Origin of the sequence: Nonlabens sp. (assembly GCF_965657255.1) — a bacterium.
In the GTDB taxonomy this organism is placed as follows: Bacteria; Bacteroidota; Bacteroidia; order Flavobacteriales; family Flavobacteriaceae; genus Nonlabens.
The window spans coordinates 49,877-67,081 of the sequence record NZ_CBFHNM010000003.1 but is presented as its reverse complement, the minus strand read 5'-3'; the positions used below and the strand labels follow the sequence as shown (position 1 = coordinate 67,081).

General features: G+C 34.4%; 14 protein-coding genes and 1 tRNA gene. 9 read left to right on the top strand and 6 right to left on the bottom strand.

The features are described from left to right. Positions 1–105: 105 nt before the first annotated feature. Positions 106–2,835, top strand: coding sequence for a PD-(D/E)XK nuclease family protein (locus tag ACTF54_RS04535; RefSeq protein WP_438968844.1), 2,730 nt, complete (start codon positions 106–108; stop codon positions 2,833–2,835). Beyond that, positions 2,832–3,662: an alpha/beta hydrolase family protein gene (locus ACTF54_RS04530; RefSeq protein WP_438968843.1), complete on the top strand. Its 831-nt coding sequence runs from the start codon at positions 2,832–2,834 to the stop codon at positions 3,660–3,662. Before ACTF54_RS04535 ends, ACTF54_RS04530 begins: the two co-directional genes overlap by 4 nt. A gap of 18 nt (positions 3,663–3,680) precedes the next feature. On the opposite strand, the gene ACTF54_RS04525 is transcribed toward ACTF54_RS04530, so the two are convergent. From ACTF54_RS04525 to ACTF54_RS04510, 4 genes are read right to left on the bottom strand one after another with little or no spacing between them, the layout of a single operon-like run. Continuing rightward, complete coding sequence (locus ACTF54_RS04525; protein ID WP_438968842.1) at positions 3,681–5,876, bottom strand: PepSY domain-containing protein; 2,196 nt, start codon at positions 5,874–5,876, stop codon at positions 3,681–3,683. Between the two features lie 10 nt (positions 5,877–5,886). Next, positions 5,887–6,375, bottom strand: a complete 489-nt coding sequence (locus tag ACTF54_RS04520) for a DUF2271 domain-containing protein (RefSeq protein ID WP_438968841.1) — start codon at positions 6,373–6,375, stop codon at positions 5,887–5,889. After that, positions 6,375–7,865, bottom strand: a complete 1,491-nt coding sequence (locus ACTF54_RS04515; RefSeq protein WP_438968840.1) for an ankyrin repeat domain-containing protein — start codon at positions 7,863–7,865, stop codon at positions 6,375–6,377. Before ACTF54_RS04515 ends, ACTF54_RS04520 begins: the two co-directional genes overlap by 1 nt. A gap of 4 nt (positions 7,866–7,869) precedes the next feature. After that, the gene (locus ACTF54_RS04510) at positions 7,870–8,772 is read right to left on the bottom strand and encodes a DUF6607 family protein (RefSeq protein ID WP_347196484.1); all 903 of its coding nucleotides are present in this window, start codon (positions 8,770–8,772) and stop codon (positions 7,870–7,872) included. A gap of 111 nt (positions 8,773–8,883) precedes the next feature. Here ACTF54_RS04510 and ACTF54_RS04505 point away from each other — a divergent pair, with 111 nt between their 5' ends. The 4 genes from ACTF54_RS04505 (at position 8,884) to ACTF54_RS04490 (ending at position 12,600) form a co-directional block, all read left to right on the top strand. After that, on the top strand, positions 8,884–10,965 hold the full coding sequence (locus tag ACTF54_RS04505; protein WP_438968839.1) for a TonB-dependent receptor plug domain-containing protein: 2,082 nt from the start codon (positions 8,884–8,886) through the stop codon (positions 10,963–10,965). A 29-nt stretch (positions 10,966–10,994) separates the two neighbouring features. Next, positions 10,995–11,612: an HmuY family protein gene (locus tag ACTF54_RS04500; protein WP_347196486.1), complete on the top strand. Its 618-nt coding sequence runs from the start codon at positions 10,995–10,997 to the stop codon at positions 11,610–11,612. A gap of 115 nt (positions 11,613–11,727) precedes the next feature. Further along, on the top strand, positions 11,728–12,177 hold the full coding sequence (locus tag ACTF54_RS04495; protein ID WP_347196487.1) for a Fur family transcriptional regulator: 450 nt from the start codon (positions 11,728–11,730) through the stop codon (positions 12,175–12,177). Positions 12,178–12,351: 174 nt separating this feature from the next. Next, entirely contained in the window at positions 12,352–12,600 is a 249-nt protein-coding gene (locus ACTF54_RS04490; protein ID WP_347196488.1) for a hypothetical protein, read from the top strand. 210 nt (positions 12,601–12,810) lie between these two features. On the opposite strand, the gene ACTF54_RS04485 is transcribed toward ACTF54_RS04490, so the two are convergent. Then, a tRNA-Ala gene (locus tag ACTF54_RS04485) sits at positions 12,811–12,884 on the bottom strand. A gap of 63 nt (positions 12,885–12,947) precedes the next feature. Here ACTF54_RS04485 and ACTF54_RS04480 point away from each other — a divergent pair. The 3 genes from ACTF54_RS04480 to ACTF54_RS04470 all read left to right on the top strand — a co-directional run bounded on the left by ACTF54_RS04480 (position 12,948) and on the right by ACTF54_RS04470 (position 15,007). After that, positions 12,948–14,294: an MATE family efflux transporter gene (locus ACTF54_RS04480; RefSeq protein ID WP_347196489.1), complete on the top strand. Its 1,347-nt coding sequence runs from the start codon at positions 12,948–12,950 to the stop codon at positions 14,292–14,294. A 129-nt stretch (positions 14,295–14,423) separates the two neighbouring features. Further along, positions 14,424–14,558 carry a hypothetical protein gene (locus ACTF54_RS04475; RefSeq protein WP_347202404.1) on the top strand — a complete coding sequence of 45 codons (135 nt, stop codon included), beginning with the start codon at positions 14,424–14,426 and terminating at the stop codon, positions 14,556–14,558. Next, complete coding sequence (locus ACTF54_RS04470) at positions 14,555–15,007, top strand: 6-pyruvoyl trahydropterin synthase family protein (protein ID WP_347196490.1); 453 nt, start codon at positions 14,555–14,557, stop codon at positions 15,005–15,007. The genes ACTF54_RS04475 and ACTF54_RS04470 overlap by 4 nt, the downstream gene beginning before the upstream one ends. Before the next feature lie 157 nt (positions 15,008–15,164). Here ACTF54_RS04470 and ACTF54_RS04465 read toward each other — a convergent pair whose 3' ends face one another. Further along, a complete protein-coding gene (locus tag ACTF54_RS04465; protein ID WP_438968838.1) occupies positions 15,165–17,072 on the bottom strand; it encodes a CocE/NonD family hydrolase in 1,908 nt (635 codons plus the stop codon). Between the last annotated feature and the right edge of the window lie 133 nt (positions 17,073–17,205).

The following is a 17,205-nucleotide window of genomic DNA, read 5'->3' as shown; positions in this document are numbered from 1 at the left end:
AACCCAATGCTGAAAAGTCCACTTGCAATTGCAAGTGGACTTTTTTTATTCCTAAAAATGGTGTAAAGGCATCCTTAAAATGTACATATTAATTATCTTAACCAGATGAATTCATTTTTAGAAAACATTCTTATAGATCTTAAGAAAGAACAAGAAGATATTACTAGCCTTTGTTATGTGGTACCATCGCGGCGTGTAGGTATTTTTTTAAGTAGATATATATCACAACACATTGAACAACCTATATTTTTACCTAAAATTTATAGTGTAGAAGAATATATAGAACAACTCGCTGAGGTTGAAATAGTAAATGACCTTGATTTATTACCTTTATTTTATAAAGCTTACAAAACTGTTGAAAATGAAGAAAACCTAGATAGTTTTGATGAATTTATAGGTTGGGCAACTACTATTCTTAAAGATTTTAATGAGATGGATCGTTATCTAGTTGATCCAGAACATTTTTTCAATTATTTAGGCAGTATTAAAGAAATGGATCATTGGGCTTTGAATCAAAACCCTACTTTAATGGTTTCAAAGTATCTGAGGTTTTGGAAAAAACTACACCTTTACTACGATGCGTTTCAGAAACTATGCATAGAAAATGAAACGGTTTATCAAGGGATGGCTTATAGGTTAGCTTTCGCAAAAGCGGAACAATTATCCTTCATTTCAGATCTTAAGGAGAAAACCATTTTTTTAGGACTTAATGCGCTTAATACAGCCGAATCTAAAATCATACAAAAACTTCTGGAAGAAGGAAAAGCTTCTGTTTACTGGGATATAGATAGTTATTTGGCACAGCTTACTTATCATGAGTCAGGAAAATTCATTCGTGCATTTAAAAAGGAATGGAAATACTATCAAAATAATGAATTAAGCTTATTAGGAAACTCTTATCAAACGGCTAAAAAAATAAATATTCACGGTGCTGCAGGTAATTTAAGTATGATTCAAGTAGCAGCTCAATTAATGGAGCAAATTCCTCAAGAAGAATTAGAACATACTGCTATCATTCTAGCAGATGAGCGTTTGTTACTGCCGCTATTAGACGTTATTCCACAAAATATTAAGCACTTTAATGTAACTATGGGACTGGCGTTAGATCAATTGCCATTATCTGCTTTTATCTACGACATCATAAAATTACATACGGAAGCGGTAGAAGAAGGGTATTATTACAAAGGGATGATTAATATTTTAGAATCCTCTTTTGCGCATATTCTATTAGGAAATAATTCGAGGTCGTTGATAAAATTTATCAGAGATAATAACTTGATTTATATCTCACCAACAAGTTTTGATGAGGTTTCTAAAGAACCAAAACTACATAGTATCATTAGGCCAGTAGAGAATGTAGGCGAGCTTATACACCTCGTTCAATCTATACTTCAAGAATTAAAGGCCGAATTGTTTAAAGAAGAAAATAGAAGACTAGAAATTGAACAATTGCTTGGAATTACTGAAGTTGTTCAAAACCTTGCTACCATTATCGATAACAATGAAGAAATAAAAGACTTAAAAACCGTTGCTTACCTATACAAGCAACTTGTACCGCTTAAGAATCTAGATTTTATAGGAGAACCAGTACGTGGTCTTCAAATCATGGGATTACTAGAAACAAGGGCTTTAGATTATAAGAATATAATCATGCTATCTGTTAATGAAGGTATTTTACCAGTTGGTAAATCTACAGCTTCATACATTTCAAATGATATGAAATATCAATTTGATCTTCCTACCTATTCAGAGAAAGACAGCGTTTATGCGTACCATTTTTACAGGTTATTACATCGAGTAGAAAACGCAGCGTTTATTTATAATACTGAAGGCGATACGTTAGGTGGTGGCGAGAAAAGCCGATTTCTAACTCAATTAGAAACAGATCAAAACTCTAATCACATCGTCACTCACAAACACTATATTTTTAAGAATAGTGCGATAAAAGAAGAGTTGATGGTGATTAAGAAAGAGCTATCTTATTTTGATCGATTAAATCAAATAGCAGCAAACGGTTTTAGTCCATCTGCATTGACCAGTTATGTGCGCAATCCAATAGATTTTTATGCAAGTAAAATCTTACGTATTTCAGACATGGAAGATGTAGAAGAAAATATCGCTGCAAATACGATGGGTTCCATCATTCATGAAGCACTAGATAAATTGTATCAGCCTTATGTCGATAAGATTTTGATCAAAGAAGATTTTGCAACAATTAAAAAACAAGTCAAAACCGAATTAGACGTTGCATATCGGGAATGCTACACTTCAGATTCTGCTCCTTTAGGTAAGAATAAGATTATTTACGAAGTTTCTTTACACTACATCAAGAAAATGGTGCAGAGTGATTTAGAACTTGTTAAAAATGGTCAAGAATTAATTATCAAAAGCGTGGAGCGCAAGTTAGAAGCAGTGATCGATGTACCACAAATCGGTAAAGTGAAAATTCATGGTATGGTGGACCGCATCGATCAGCTGGATGGTAAACTGCGTATTATTGATTACAAATCTGGCGCTACAGATAAAGGAAATGTAGGAATCGATCCAGAGTATTTTAGTATTCTAAGAGAAGAGTATAAAAAATCTAAAGCTTTTCAAGTTCTCATGTACACCTATTTATACAGTCTTAACGATCCTTTCACAGAGGCCAGCGCAGGAATTATTAGTTTTAAGAACTTTGATCAAGGCTATATTCCTTTCGGATTTAAAGCTGGTAGATCTTATAAAGAAAAAATGATCGACCTAGCGGTGTTAGAAAAGTTTGAACAAGAGCTTTTTGCTTTGATCCAAGAATTGTACAATAAAGAAAAACCTTTAGAAGAAAAACCAGTATGATTACGAGTAATAATAATATTTTAAAAGGAGAAAATGGTCGCGTGATTTTACTTGATTATCAGTATCAAGAAACCGATCATCCGTTGCCAGTAGTAGTTTTTTGCCACGGTTACAAAGGGTTTAAAGATTGGGGAGCGTGGAGTTTGATGGGTTCCGCTTTCGCGAAAGCGGGATTCTTATTCATAAAATTCAACTATTCACACAATGGTGGCACTGTTGAAGAACCTATCGATTTTCCAGATCTCGACGCTTTCTCAAAGAATAACTACAGCATTGAAGTAAGAGAAACAAAAATAGTACTGGACTGGATCGAGAGCGCTGATTTACCAGTAGATAAAACAAAAATTAATCTTATCGGTCACTCGCGAGCCGGCGGAATTACCACTATTGTAACAGCAAATGACCACAGAGTTTCTAAGTTAGTCACACTTGCTGGAGTAGCTGACTATGCCGAGCGATTTCCATCAGGGAAAGCACTTGAAGAGTGGAAAGAAAAAGGTGTGATGCATGTTAAAAACGGACGTACTAAACAGGATATGCCGCATTTGTATCAGTTCTTTGAAGATTTTAAACACAATGAAGAAGCGTTAACCATCTTAAGACAAGCTCAAAAAATTAAGCAGCTACACTTGATTTTACATGGTGATAATGATGAAGCCGTTCATGTTAACGACGCTCATAAATTGCATGAAGCGAGCCCTAATTCACAACTTAAATTAATTAGAGCAGCAAACCATGTTTTTGGTGCATCACATCCATGGAATCAAGATCGTTTGCCAGAAGATTTAAGGCAGTCCGTGCAGTGTATGGTTAATTTTTTGAGGTAATATTTCAAAAAGCTTTTATTAATAACAATCAGATAGAATCTGACCGTTTTGTTCATAGAAAGCTAATTCAGATTCACTTACTTGCTCCATAATTTGTTCTAGTGCTTTTAGTACGTCATCGCGCATGGCTATAGAACCACAAATCATTATAGTTCCATTTTGATTTAAAACGCTAGAGAGCAGTTCTTTTTGTTCCCATAATTCATCTTGTACGTATGTTTTGCTTGATTCTCGAGAAGTAGAAACTTGACAATTATTAATATGGTGTTTTCCTGTTTCTAGATAGGGTTTATAAATATCAAAACTCTGCTTAAGTTTTCCACCCCAAAACAGGTATTGATCTCTATCAATGTCATGTTTGTCTTTACTATTAACCATTCCTAAAAACGGTGCTATACCTGTTCCATTAGAAATAAAAATCACAGGAGCTTTACTTTTAGGTAAGTGAAAATTAGGATTTTCTTCTACATATGCTTTGACACTATCACCAGCTTTAAGGAGACTCAAATAGGAAGAGCAAATACCATTTTCATGCATCTTGATGCTTAACAATATTTCATTATCAATACATGCGATAGAATAAGCTCTAGGTTTGTGTGCGGTAGGAGCTAGAATTTGTAAAACATCTCCAGATTGTACAACTAAATCATCATTAATTTTCAATCTTAAAATAAATGTGTCGTCCAGGTTTAAAGGAGATCGTTCTAACACTTCAAACTGTATATATTCATAGCTCTTTTTTACAGCTAGCTCTTTTTTAAGCTCAATACCGCTTGCATGGCTGTAGTTTTGTAACCAGTTGTTAATTTCATCTTGGGACTGATCGTTAATTTTTTGTAGTTCTAACAAAGGTTTGAATTGATCATTTTTTACGAGGGCTATATCAACTTTCTCAGCAAAGCGACAATAATGATCATAATCCCTAGAACCAAATCCTACTACAGAATATTGAAGAACATTAGGTGGATGGATTGCGTTTAATTTTTTCAGAAAATGTCGTGCATTTGTAGGCGCATCACCATCGCCATAAGTTGCCGTTAGAATAATTAGTTGAGTAGCCTTTTGGTACGTGGTGTATTCATTTAATGAACTTAGAAAAATACTTTTTCCTTGTTTAGATAATTGTGTTGTCAGCGCTTTCGCGAAAGCGAACGTACTACCACCTTCAGAGCCTACTAAAATCACAATTTCACTTGAATCCTTATCTTCTAAAGCTAGCTGAGGCTTCGTCTTACGTTTTCTTTTGAAATACATGGCAAAACCAGAAAATATAAAAAAGAGCAAACTAACACTTGATATAAACAATATGGTAGACCATAAGATATTTCCAGTACCAGTGTGCAAATCATAGCTCCATCTAGAAAGTATAAAGTTAAAAGGATGCTCTATGTCACTTATGATCTCGCCAGAATATTGATGTACTAATAAATCACGATCATTTAGATTTACTTCATAATAATCAAGTTCATCCTCAGAGAATGGAAAATTAATATCGCGAATTTCACTCAAGCTTAATTCTTGAAAAAACGGTATATCTGCAATATCTCCATTGTCTACCTGTTTTATAGGATCTTTAGACCAATCATGTTCTGTTTTGCTAGTTGCTAATATATCAAAAGTTATCAGCGACAAATAAACGCCAGTTGCAGCGATTACAATTATTGGAATCAATAACCATCTTCCTAAAATAACGTGGTATTGCTGGTTGAAGTCTTTTTCTTTAATCCTACGGTATAGTTTTAAAAAACCGCCCTGACGCTGTGCGAGCAAAAAAATACCTGAAATAGCTATTAAACAAAGCAAAAATGAAACTAAACCTACAAAAAACCTTCCTGTACTTTTTAAAAATAGAGATCGGTGTAAGTTAGTAGTCCATATAAAAATAGGATCTCTTTCTTGAACAACACCTAGCTTATCTCCTGTTTGTGGATGGACATAAATATCTTCACTAGTACCATCTTTTGATATAACTGATGCAGTAACATCTTTATTTGCAGTTACCTTTAACGATAATACCTCTTCATAATTTTTTTCAAGCTGTGTAATAGTTGTTGCAGCAGTTACATCTTTTATATCTATAACCTGATGTGCTTGTATAGTATTTGCTATAGGCTCGCAAGCCAGAATTGCACCAGTAATTGCCGCAACAATTAAAAATAATGTCGAAACAAATGCTAATAGCAAATGACAGTATCGCCAGAAAGAGAGTATCATGGGATTGTTTTTACTGTTGCATTAATCGCACGTAGCGTATAAAGCCAGTTCCTTCTTTTTTACCTTTAAGATTTGCTTGAGTAAGGTCAAATTCTAAATCTTTGGTATAATATTCTTGATCTTCAACTGCTGTTTCAAATCTGATTTTGTAACCTTTTCCCATTTTTTCCTCTGGTATCTGTATAACATGAACAGCGCGTTCTCCACCACTAATAGTTGCTCCAGAAATCGCATCAATATCTGGACGGCGCTTACCGTAAAACTTCCACCACTCACTTATCTCGCTGTACCATTCAGCATCTTTACCTTGTACATATAGTGTTTCTTCATAACCTCCATTAGGATTAATAAGAGAAATAATGACGTAAGCGCCTTCTCCTGTATAATTCTTAAGTTGAATCATACATTTATAAGTAACTTTTTCAATAGGTTTTACAGCACTTATGAGTAAAAGCGCGCTTATTAAAAGCGCTGGTACTATTTTAAATAAAGTCTTCATTATTTTAAAAAGTTTAATGAGGTATTGTTGTTTTGAAGGATTTCATTTTCACTGGCCAGGTCGTAAACGCTCTCTTCAAAATCGGTTTTGATATTGAGGTCAGCACCTTTTGAAATCAAGTATTTAATAATGGCATCATCTTTAGCTTTCATAGCTGCAAGGTGTAATGCGGTAAGGCCTTCATCATTTTTCACGTTGATATCGATGTCAAAATCGGCTAGTAAGTGAACAAGATCCAGATTCCCTTTAAGAACAGCAAGATGGTAAAGCGTATTTCCTTGTTCTTGTATAGAAGTCATAGAAACATTTTGAGCTTTTAATAAGTCCAATTTTTCTTCAAATTCGCTCATATTTTTAACACTAAAAGAATTTATCAGGTAGTATGCTAGACTGTTTCCTTTTTTATCGATCACCTTACTGTTTGCGTTATTTTTAAGTAAAAAGGCTGCGACATTAGCTGTGTTTCTATTGATAGCCATGGTAAGAGCTGTTTTACCAGTTTCATCTTGAGTGTTCATATTCTTCACGTTTTTAAATAAATACGCTACTATTTCTAGTTGATTACTGTTTGCAGCGTTCATAAAAGGAGTGTCGCCTCCATCATCTTGCAGATTTACATCTACGCCGCGATTGATAAAGTAATCAAGTAAATTAATGTTATCTGTTTTAAAGGCGATAGCGTGTAATGGATTACGACCATAATCACCTATTGTGTTTACTTCTATCCCTTGGGATTCTAGAAACTTATAAACTTCTAAAGAATTTTGATGACCTCTTGCTCCACGGCTTGCCATTAATATGGCATTACCACCTTTTTTATTTTTGGCTTTATGGTCGATTCCTTTTTCAATTAGTAATTTTAAAAAAGGAATATTGCCTTTTCTTGCTGCATAATGAAATATGTTATTCCCATCATTATCTTCTTTTTTAAACTCTAAACCTAATGTAAGAAATTCATTGAGCTCATTTTCAGTTTCTAAATGAGCAGCAACCAGTAGTAAAACAGAAGCGCCATCTTCATTATGCTCTTTCTTTAAATCAACACCATGATTTTTAAAAGCCTTATAGATTTTTAAATCTTTTACACCAGCATTTGCCGCAAAAGTTAATGGTGTATTTCCATTACTATCTAATTGGGTAATTGAGGCTCCAGCTTTTAAAAGCTCGTTAACAATGGTTACGTTACCAGCATAAGCTGCCCAGTGCAAATAATTTCGGCTATCATGGGTCTTCTTATTAGGATGATTACCTTCCATAGCAAGTAAATAGGTGATAATATCATTATTTGCCTTACGTATAATGGCATAAACAGTAGCATCAAAACCGTTATCATTCAGCATCACGGGATCATTACCTTCCTCAATCAAGTTTTTTACTTGATTGAGGCTAGGATTAGTTTTCCAAAAATCGCTAGAATAAAAAATATTTTCTTGAGCGATACAGTGAGAGCTTATAAAAAGTATCGCAACTGCCTTAAGTATCATTTTCATCTGGTTACTTCTTTACAAAAGATTCTATTACTGTGTCGATTTGTTTTACTTCTGTCACCTCTTCATCAAATAGATGCTTGTATAATACCTTATTATCGACTTTTTCTTCCAGCACTAAGTCTTTATTACGAGCATAAACATCATCCCATTTTGCACGTACTGTTGCCCATTTATTAGAATTTTCTGTCCACCAGTCTGCGGCGGCTTTACAGCGACTATCATCTACTTTTACATACGTATTATATCCTTTTTCTTTAGCAAGAAGCATTTCTTCTTTCCCTTCTTCTTTAATGATTTTGTGATTGTCTTGATCATGCAACCAGCCATAATTTGTAATTTCCTGACGGTTTCCTCTTACTAGTACATTATAATCACTACGTGTGGTATATTCTCTACGGGCTAGTGGTGCAGGAGTAGTGTTTTCCCAGTAACTTTTACCATCTACGTGAACCCATGTGGCTGTCCCTTCATATCTAGGGCTGTCATCTACTTGATATACTTTTTGAGTCCATTGCCCATCTACCTCACTTGATGATCTTTGTTCAAATTTCCATTTGTTGTTTGCATCATAAGTGTATAAATCTTGATTTTCAAAAAGCCAGTCTTGTCTCCAGTGCTTAACGATCATAGGTTTTGCTGGGTTACCTACTTGTAATAAATGTTGGATTTGGATTTTATTCTCTTCGTCAGTAATTAGTTGTGCCCATTCTAGAGCTTTTTCAACCTTAGTTTTGGACGGTTTGTATAAAGAATCATTAGAATAATTAAAGGTTTCTGTAAAATTAAAGGTGACTTCATAGCAACCACACATGCTTTTTATGGCGTCTATATCTTGATTCTTTTTGTCTTGCGCACTTGCAATTAATAGTGTCAAAAATGATAATAAAGAGATGTAGGTAGTTCTCATACTAAATTAATTTAAGATTAAAATTTTTGGCAAAAATAATTGTTTTTATTAAATCTAAATAAGAATAAGACATATATTTGTGCTTTATTAAGAATGATTCTATTTAGTATTATGTTTAAGTATCACGTTTTCATTTGTTTATGTTTATTCGCTTTCGCGAAAGCGGAATCGCAACAAAAAGTAGTGGACACTACAAAGACAGAACAATTAGAAGAAATCGTGCTAACAGCTACACGTACAGAGCGTCAATTATCGTCACTTCCATTACCAGTGACCTTAATTTCTAAAAAGACTATAGAGAAGTCTGGAGCCATACGTTTGAATGAGATTCTAAATGAGCAAACCGGTATAATAACAGTTGCAGACGAGAGTGGTTTTGAAGGAGTGCAAATTCAAGGAATCTCTTCAGATTATATTCTGATTTTAATCGATGGAGTTCCATTAGTAGGTCGTAGCGCAGGTAATTTTGATTTGAGTCGTCTTACTGTTGGGAATATTAAACAAATAGAAGTGGTTAAAGGGCCATCGAGCAGTTTATACGGAAGTGAAGCTTTAGGTGGTGTAATCAATATTATTACAGAAAAGCCTGCAAGTCCTGCACTTAAAGGAAATGCATCTTATAGAATAGGAAGTTTTGAGCAACAAGATATCAACCTAAATCTTAAAAAGAGATTTGAAAAGCTACGTCTAAGCTTGTTTGCCAATCGCTTTTCTAGCGATGGCTACGATTTAACTCCAGAGACTAGCGGTCAGACTGTTAATCCATTTGAGAATTACACTTTTAATACGAGAGTGTTTTATGATTTTAAGGAGAATCTAACGCTGTTTACTTCGGCTAGATATTATAATCAAGTACAAGAGGCTGGTTTTACTTTTGAAGATGTTGATTTTGAAGGTGATAGTCAGGAGCAAGAATGGAATACGCACGCAAGATTAGATCATAAATGGAACGATGATTTTAATATCTCTTATGAATTTTATTATACTAATTATCAAGCTGCTGAATTACTTGCAGATCCTATAGGCGGCGAAGTTTTAAGCGATAGTGATTTCAACCAGACCTTATTACGTCCAGAGATAAGAGCAAATTATAAAATCACTGAATATGGTACACTTACCGCTGGTGTAGGTTATCAAGTAGAAGCGCTGGATCGTACATTTTTTGATGAGCGTGTTCAATTTGATTCTCAGTACCTCTACGCACAGTATGATGTAAATCTTAGTGAGAAGTGGAATGTTATAGCAGGAGCAAGATTTGATAACCATTCAGAATACAGTAATCAGTTCAGTCCTAAACTGGCAGCTATTTATAATATTAATGAATCTATTGCTGTAAAAGGGTCTGTAGGATATGGATTTAAAGCACCAGATTTTAGACAGTTGTATTTTGATTTTACCAACTCTGCCGTAGGTTATACGGTATTAGGATATAATGTAGCTCCAGCCAAATTAAATGAATTACAAGCCCAAGGCCAGATTCTAGACGTAGTGGTGCCGTTAAATGATTTGAACGATCCACTAGAGGCAGAAAGCAGTATAGGTTATAATCTAGGAATGACCTACAAAAAAGGAAAATGGAATGCAGAGTTGAACTTATTCCGTAATGATTTTACTAATCTCATAGATACTAGAATCATCGCTCGCAGGACCAATGGACAGAATGTGTTTAGTTATGTGAATTTTGATGAGATCTACACTACAGGTTTTGAATTAAATACAGGTTATAAAGTAACTAATGATCTTAATATAAGTGCAGGATATCAATTGCTATATGCCTTTGATAAAGCACAAGAACAAGCGGTTGAAGATGGTAGTGTATTTATACGCGATGCACAAACTAATCAGTCCGTGGCGATTGATCGGTCAGAATATTTTGGACTGGTCAATCGCTCACGGCACAACGCTAATATTAAAATCTTTTATGATATTAAAAAATATAAAGCAAACGTCAACTTGCGATTGCTTTATAGAAGCAAGTACGCACAATTTGACACTAATGGAAACGGATTGATAGATATCTATGATTCCAGTTTTATAAATGGATTTGTAACCACTAATGTTGCGGCTACTAAAACTTTTTATAAGGATTTTGACCTTCAAATAGGAGCAAACAACCTATTGAATTATAGAGATAATAATATTCCAACACTTCCAGGGATACAAGGATATATAAGACTTAATTACCAATTTTAATATAACTACAAACAATAAAAATTACCAAAATGAGAACAATGAAAACCATTCAATTACTAGCCATCGCTGTATTATTTATAGGATTTACTTCTTGTGATAGTGATGATGATGTTACTGCACCAGCAGCGATCGAGTCAAAAACTGTCTCTAACCTCGCAGCACCACAAACTGGTGGTCAAGGTCAACCTGTAGGTGGAGAGTTTACAAAATTTGACTTTACCACAGGATTAGAAACTACAAGTGAGACGGACTGGGATATTGCTTTTAGAGGTACAACTATCGCAATTAACGGTGGAGAAGCTACGGGAACCACAGACGAACCTACTAGAAACGGAAATGCTGGAGCCTTAATGTTAACTGGAACTTTTGATAGCATTACAACAGTTGATGGATTAACTTTTAATCAAGATAGTACCACATCTTTTGCAATACCTACTGGAAGTGATAATGGATGGTACAACTATAATTTCATGACTAATTTAATAACTCCTATTCCTGGACAAATTATTGTATTAAGAACAAGAGATAATCGTTATGTAAAAATGGAAATTTTAAGTTATTATGAAAATCAAGATCCAACAGCTAGCGGTCGATTTTACACCTTCAATTATGTGTACAATCCTAATGAAGGAGACACGACTTTTTAAATTTAGTTTGATTAGTTCTTTAAGAGGCTCTTTCAAATAAAAAGAAAGAGTCTTTTAATTTTTTGTCAACCATGAATAAGATGTTTTTTTAATTATTTCATTTGAATTATTGATTATGGCATGTATAAGTAGCTTTAAAATTATAAAAGACAGATTCACCATTTTTCTAGAAGAAAATAAGCATCGTAAAACACCAGAGCGATATGCTATTCTAGAGGAGATATACAATTCTGAAGAACACATTAGTGTAGACACGCTCTTTTTAAAAATGATCGATAAAAATTATCGAGTGAGTAGAGCAACGCTATACAATACTTTAGATATTTTAATAGAGTCGCGTTTGGTGCGTAGGCACCAGTTTGGTGATAATGTGGCGTACTATGAAAAGTCATTTTTTGATGGTAAACACGACCACATAATTATGACCGATACTGGAGAGGTTTTAGAATTCACAGATCCTATGGTTCAAGAGATTAAAAAAACTATTGAAGAGGTTTTTAATGTTACCATAGATGAGCATTCTCTATATTTTTATGCTACAAAGAATAAGACCAGTGAAGAGTAATAACATCTTGTATTTTGATTTAAATCATTATACCTATTCTTTAAAAAGATAACTCTTACCCAAAAGCCTCTTTGTTTTTAAACAGTCTAAATATAAAAAGCACATTTTCAGTTATTTAGTTTGATTCTTGTAAGATCTGTTTTTATTTTTGAGATATAAATAAAAGAAAATGTTATGTCTATAAGGATTGGAAATAGTTGTGTGAATTGTGAGAATTTAATGGAAAATGAATCATGTAAAGTTCATGGAGTAAAAGTAAGTACTAGTTATACGTGCGATAGCTTTGAAATGAAGTCTGCTTTAAAAAATGATCCTAATTGTATTTCCTGTGCTAGGTATGAAGGCTCTACTTGTGCAAACCCACAAAAAGCTGCTCCTGGGATGTTATGCTCCCAATGGGCACCACAGAATGTACAAGCTTAAAATACAAGCTTTATCATATTACAAAGGTCAACTTTTATAAGTTGGCCTTTTTATTTCATTTTTAATAACAAAAAAGCCAAGGATGGAGCTCCTCAGCTTTTTCTAGTAGTCCAACATAACAATATAAAGGACTCTTTTCTATAAAATCGATCAAGTAAGGACTTGATGTGCTTATAATAATTTGATTTTCAAATGATTTGAAAATTCCCGTGGAGAATACCGGATTCGAACCGGTCACCTCTTGCCTGCCAGGCAAGCGCTCTAGCCAAATGAGCTAATCCCCCAAAAATGAGATGCCAAATATACATGGAAGTTCTTAATTGTAAGCAATTATATTTGCACAGATTATGGCTGTAAAAATCACCACTTCTCAAATCCTAAAACTGGCTATTCCAGCTATTATCGCTGGTATTGCAGAACCTTTAATAAGCATAACAGATCTTGCTATAATTGGTAAAATGGATGGTGACACCACAAATGCACTTGCCGCCATAGGTCTAGTTGGCACTTTTTTAAGTGCTATCATCTGGACTTTAGCGCAAACCAAAACATCTATTTCTTCTATAGTTTCTAATACGCTGGGAGAAAATAATCTAGATAAAATTAACCAATTGATCCCACAAGTGGTATGGCTTAATATTGTTTTAGGGATATTGATATATCTAGTTACTGCTCCTATTGCGACTTTTATTTTTACTCTTTATAAAGCACAGAATGATGTGCTTTCCATCGCTTCTAGTTATTATCAAGTGCGTGCATTAGGCTTTCCTATGACCTTGTGCGCGTTTGCCATTTTTGGAATCTTTAGAGGTTTGCAAAATACATCTTGGGCTATGATAGCAAGTCTTTCTGGTGCCATTGTAAATATCTTACTCACACTTACCTTAGTTTATGGAATCGATGGTGTAATTCCTTCTTTAGGTGTGATGGGTGCAGCCTACGGCAGTTTAATGGCACAATTAGTTATGCTCGTTATTGCTATTTATTTCTTGTATAAGAACACAGTTTTTTCCATGAGGTTAACGTTCTGGCGGCCACATGAAAAACTCAAAAAACATGTGGCATTGACAGCAAATTTCTTTTTACGTACGGTGGCGATCAATGTGGCTATTTATCTATCCTATCGTTATGCAAACCAGTACGGGATTGCACAAGCTGCTGCCCATGCAGTATTGATGAATGTATGGCTGTTCTTTTCCTTTTTAGTTGATGGATTTGCAAATGCTGGTAACGCGATAGGAGGAAAGCTTTTTGGATCTAAAGACACTGCTTCTCTCAAATATCTAGCAAATAAGACATCACTTTACGGTGTGGTTATAGCATCTATTCTAGCAGTAATATGTACCGTTTTATATCCATTTTTAGGAACTCGTTTTACAGACGATCCTGATGTGCTCGATATTCTAGCCAGTACCTTTTGGATTGTTTTGCTCATGCAACCCATTAATGCAGTGGCATTTGTATACGATGGTATTTTTAAGGGTTGGGGCGAGGCGTCTTACTTACGTAATCTGTTGTGGTTACTCACTGCATTTGTTTTTATTCCTGTTTTACTCACTTTAGATTACCTAGAATGTAATCTCTATGCAGTCTGGTGGGCCTTTTTTGCCTGGATGATAGGTCGTGCAGCGGTTTTATTTTTCAAATTTAAGAGCAAAGTAAGGGCGATGGAAAATAAATTAATCGCAAAATAAAACTCTATCAAGGACTTCTTTTTTAAGGATTTTCTACCTTAGATAAATTTCTATTTGTCTCGCTTTCGCGAAAGCGGAATCATCACAATCATTTTCTTAAATAGTATCTTTGCAGCTTAAATATAAATTATGAACTCGTTACTTATACAAGACAGCTCATTCCTTGATATTTTGGGATTTTTAGGCGGTTCTGGGCTATTTTTAGTTTTGGGAATTTTACTCATCATAGTTGTGATTTATAATAAATACAAACGCAAAGGATGAAAAAAGTACGTATTACAAAAGAATTTACATTTGAAACCGGTCATGCACTATATGGTTATGATGGTAAGTGTCGCAATGTGCACGGTCATAGCTATAAATTAGCAGTTACGGTAATCGGGACGCCTATTGACGAATTAGGTCATGTAAAACATGGAATGGTGATTGATTTTGGTGATTTGAAAAAAATCATAAAAGAAGAAATTGTTGAGCCTTTTGATCATGCTACGGTATTTAATAAAAACACTCCTCACGTAGAACTGGCAAAAGAACTATCTGATAGAGGTCACGATGTGATTCTAGTAGATTATCAACCTACTAGCGAGATGATGATTATTGATTTTGCAGATAAAATCAAAAAGCGTTTACCAGAAAATATCTCTTTGCATCATTTAAGGCTGCGAGAAACAGAAACCAGCTATGCAGAATGGCATGCGGCTGATCAATTTTAAAAACCGATTATTTAGAGTTAGAAGTGTATTTATTGTTAATTTTAGAATACTACCTACTACATGTTTACATTTAATAGGTAGTTTGTAAACGCTACAAAACAAAAAAACCTCCTTAAATCTAAATGATTTAAGGAGGTTTTTATTTATTTTGATCAACTTATTGCTTCACTTTAGGCAATTGCATTTCAATACCATTATTTTCTCCTACACTTACACTACTGCTTCCTAAAATAGTTACTTGTCCAACAGTAAAATCACTTTCTTTTGCTTCAAATATGTTGTCTACATATTTTTGCGGATTGCGATCTATGTATGGAAACCAAGTGCTGTGAATCTGGATCATGATTCTGTGCCCTTTTTTAAAGGTGTGTAATATATCTTGTAATGGAAAGTTCACTTCTGTTTTTTTTCCTTCTTTGAAAGGTTCTGGTTTTGAAAAATCATTTCTAAAACGACCTCTAAAGGTTTCTGCTCGTACCAGTTGCTGGTAGCCTGCTAGAGTCACATGATCTGGTGTGTGTTCACCATTTTCCATATCACCAGGGTAAACATCTATTACTTTTACGATAAAATCTGCATCTGTAATATCTTTTAAAATCACTTCTAGATTAGCTTGAATTTCTCCTGCTAGTCTCATGTCGTTTTCAAGTACTTCTGTTTGAAAAGTAAGTACATCTGGCCTGCGAGAAGCATGACGCTGGTCGTCAGTCATATAGGCTCTAGGTGTAAAAGTAACTGGTGTTACTTCACTTCTAAAAGGAACAGGTTTCATAGGATCACTGATGTATGTGTGCTTTACATTCTTATCGCCAGCTTTGTTAACTAATAACTTACCGTTTTTACCAAAACTAAAAGTAACCTCAGCATCTTGTGGTGGCCACTGTGTAAACTGATTCCATTCTTTTAAACCAGTATCAAACATATATGCTTCTGGTAGTTGTGGATTTTTCTTTCCTTTTAAATGGTGCTCAAAAAATGGTGTTTCAATATTCTTTTGATAAAATGTAGAAAGACTATCACCAAAGTGAATGTGATTTACCATTTGCTTACCACGTTCTCTCGCCCAGTTTCCATGACTCCATGGTCCCATAACAATCGTATTGTTTTTATTGTTTGGATTATTGCGCTCTACATTTTTATAAATATTAAGTGGTCCGTAAAGATCCTCTGCATCAAACCATCCACCTACAGTCATTACGGCATGGTCTACATCTTTCAAATGATTAATAATAGCGCGTTTTTGCCAGAACTCGTCATAATTAGGATGTGTAGCCACATCTTTCCAAAAGAAATTATCAGGAAATATATTTTCGGTCACATTTTTAAGTGGTCCTATTCCCATATTAAATTCATAGCTATCCTTCATATTTCCAGCAGCTCTCATTTTATCCCATTTATCATTGTACCAACTTTCTGAAGTAGGTTCTGACTGGTGTCCAAAAACTGGATAGGCCATTAAATAACTTTGTAAAGTTGCTCCCATATGATGAAAATCATCAAAGAAAAAATCACCTATAGGTGCCTGTGGTGAAGATGCTGTTAAAGCTGGATGCGCTTCTGGAAGTGCGGCTGCAGTGTAAAAGCCTGGATAAGAAATACCCCATTGTCCTACTTTCTTATTATTGTTAGGTACGTTATTGATCAACCATTCTATGGTATCATAGGTATCACTACTTTCATCAATATCTTTCTCGTTGCTCACATCATTACCAGCAATGTGTGGACGCATATTATCAAATTCTCCTTCACTCATCCATCTACCACGCACATCTTGATATACAAATATGTATCCTTCTTCCATCATGTATTTGTTAGGACCTAAAGATCTTTTATAAGCATCTTCTCCATAAGGTCCAACGCTATAACAGGTGCGTTGTAGCATGATAGGATATTCTTTTGAAGTGTCTTTTGGTGCATAAATGACAGTATACAGTTTTATGCCGTCACGCATAGAGATGGTTTCTACGGTTTTGGTGTAGTTTTCTTTTACGTAGTTATTTGTGGATTGCGCTTTCGCGAAAGCGAAACTAAAAACAGCAACGATAACAAGAATAAAGTTTTTCATGGGTTCTATATTATAAGTCGTTAAATATAATCTTTAGGCTTAAAAAAATGACTTTTGTTAAGAAAGCCTTAATAGATTTTAATAACTATAATTTACTAAACCTTTAATTTACAGAATAAAAAAAGCCTCTATA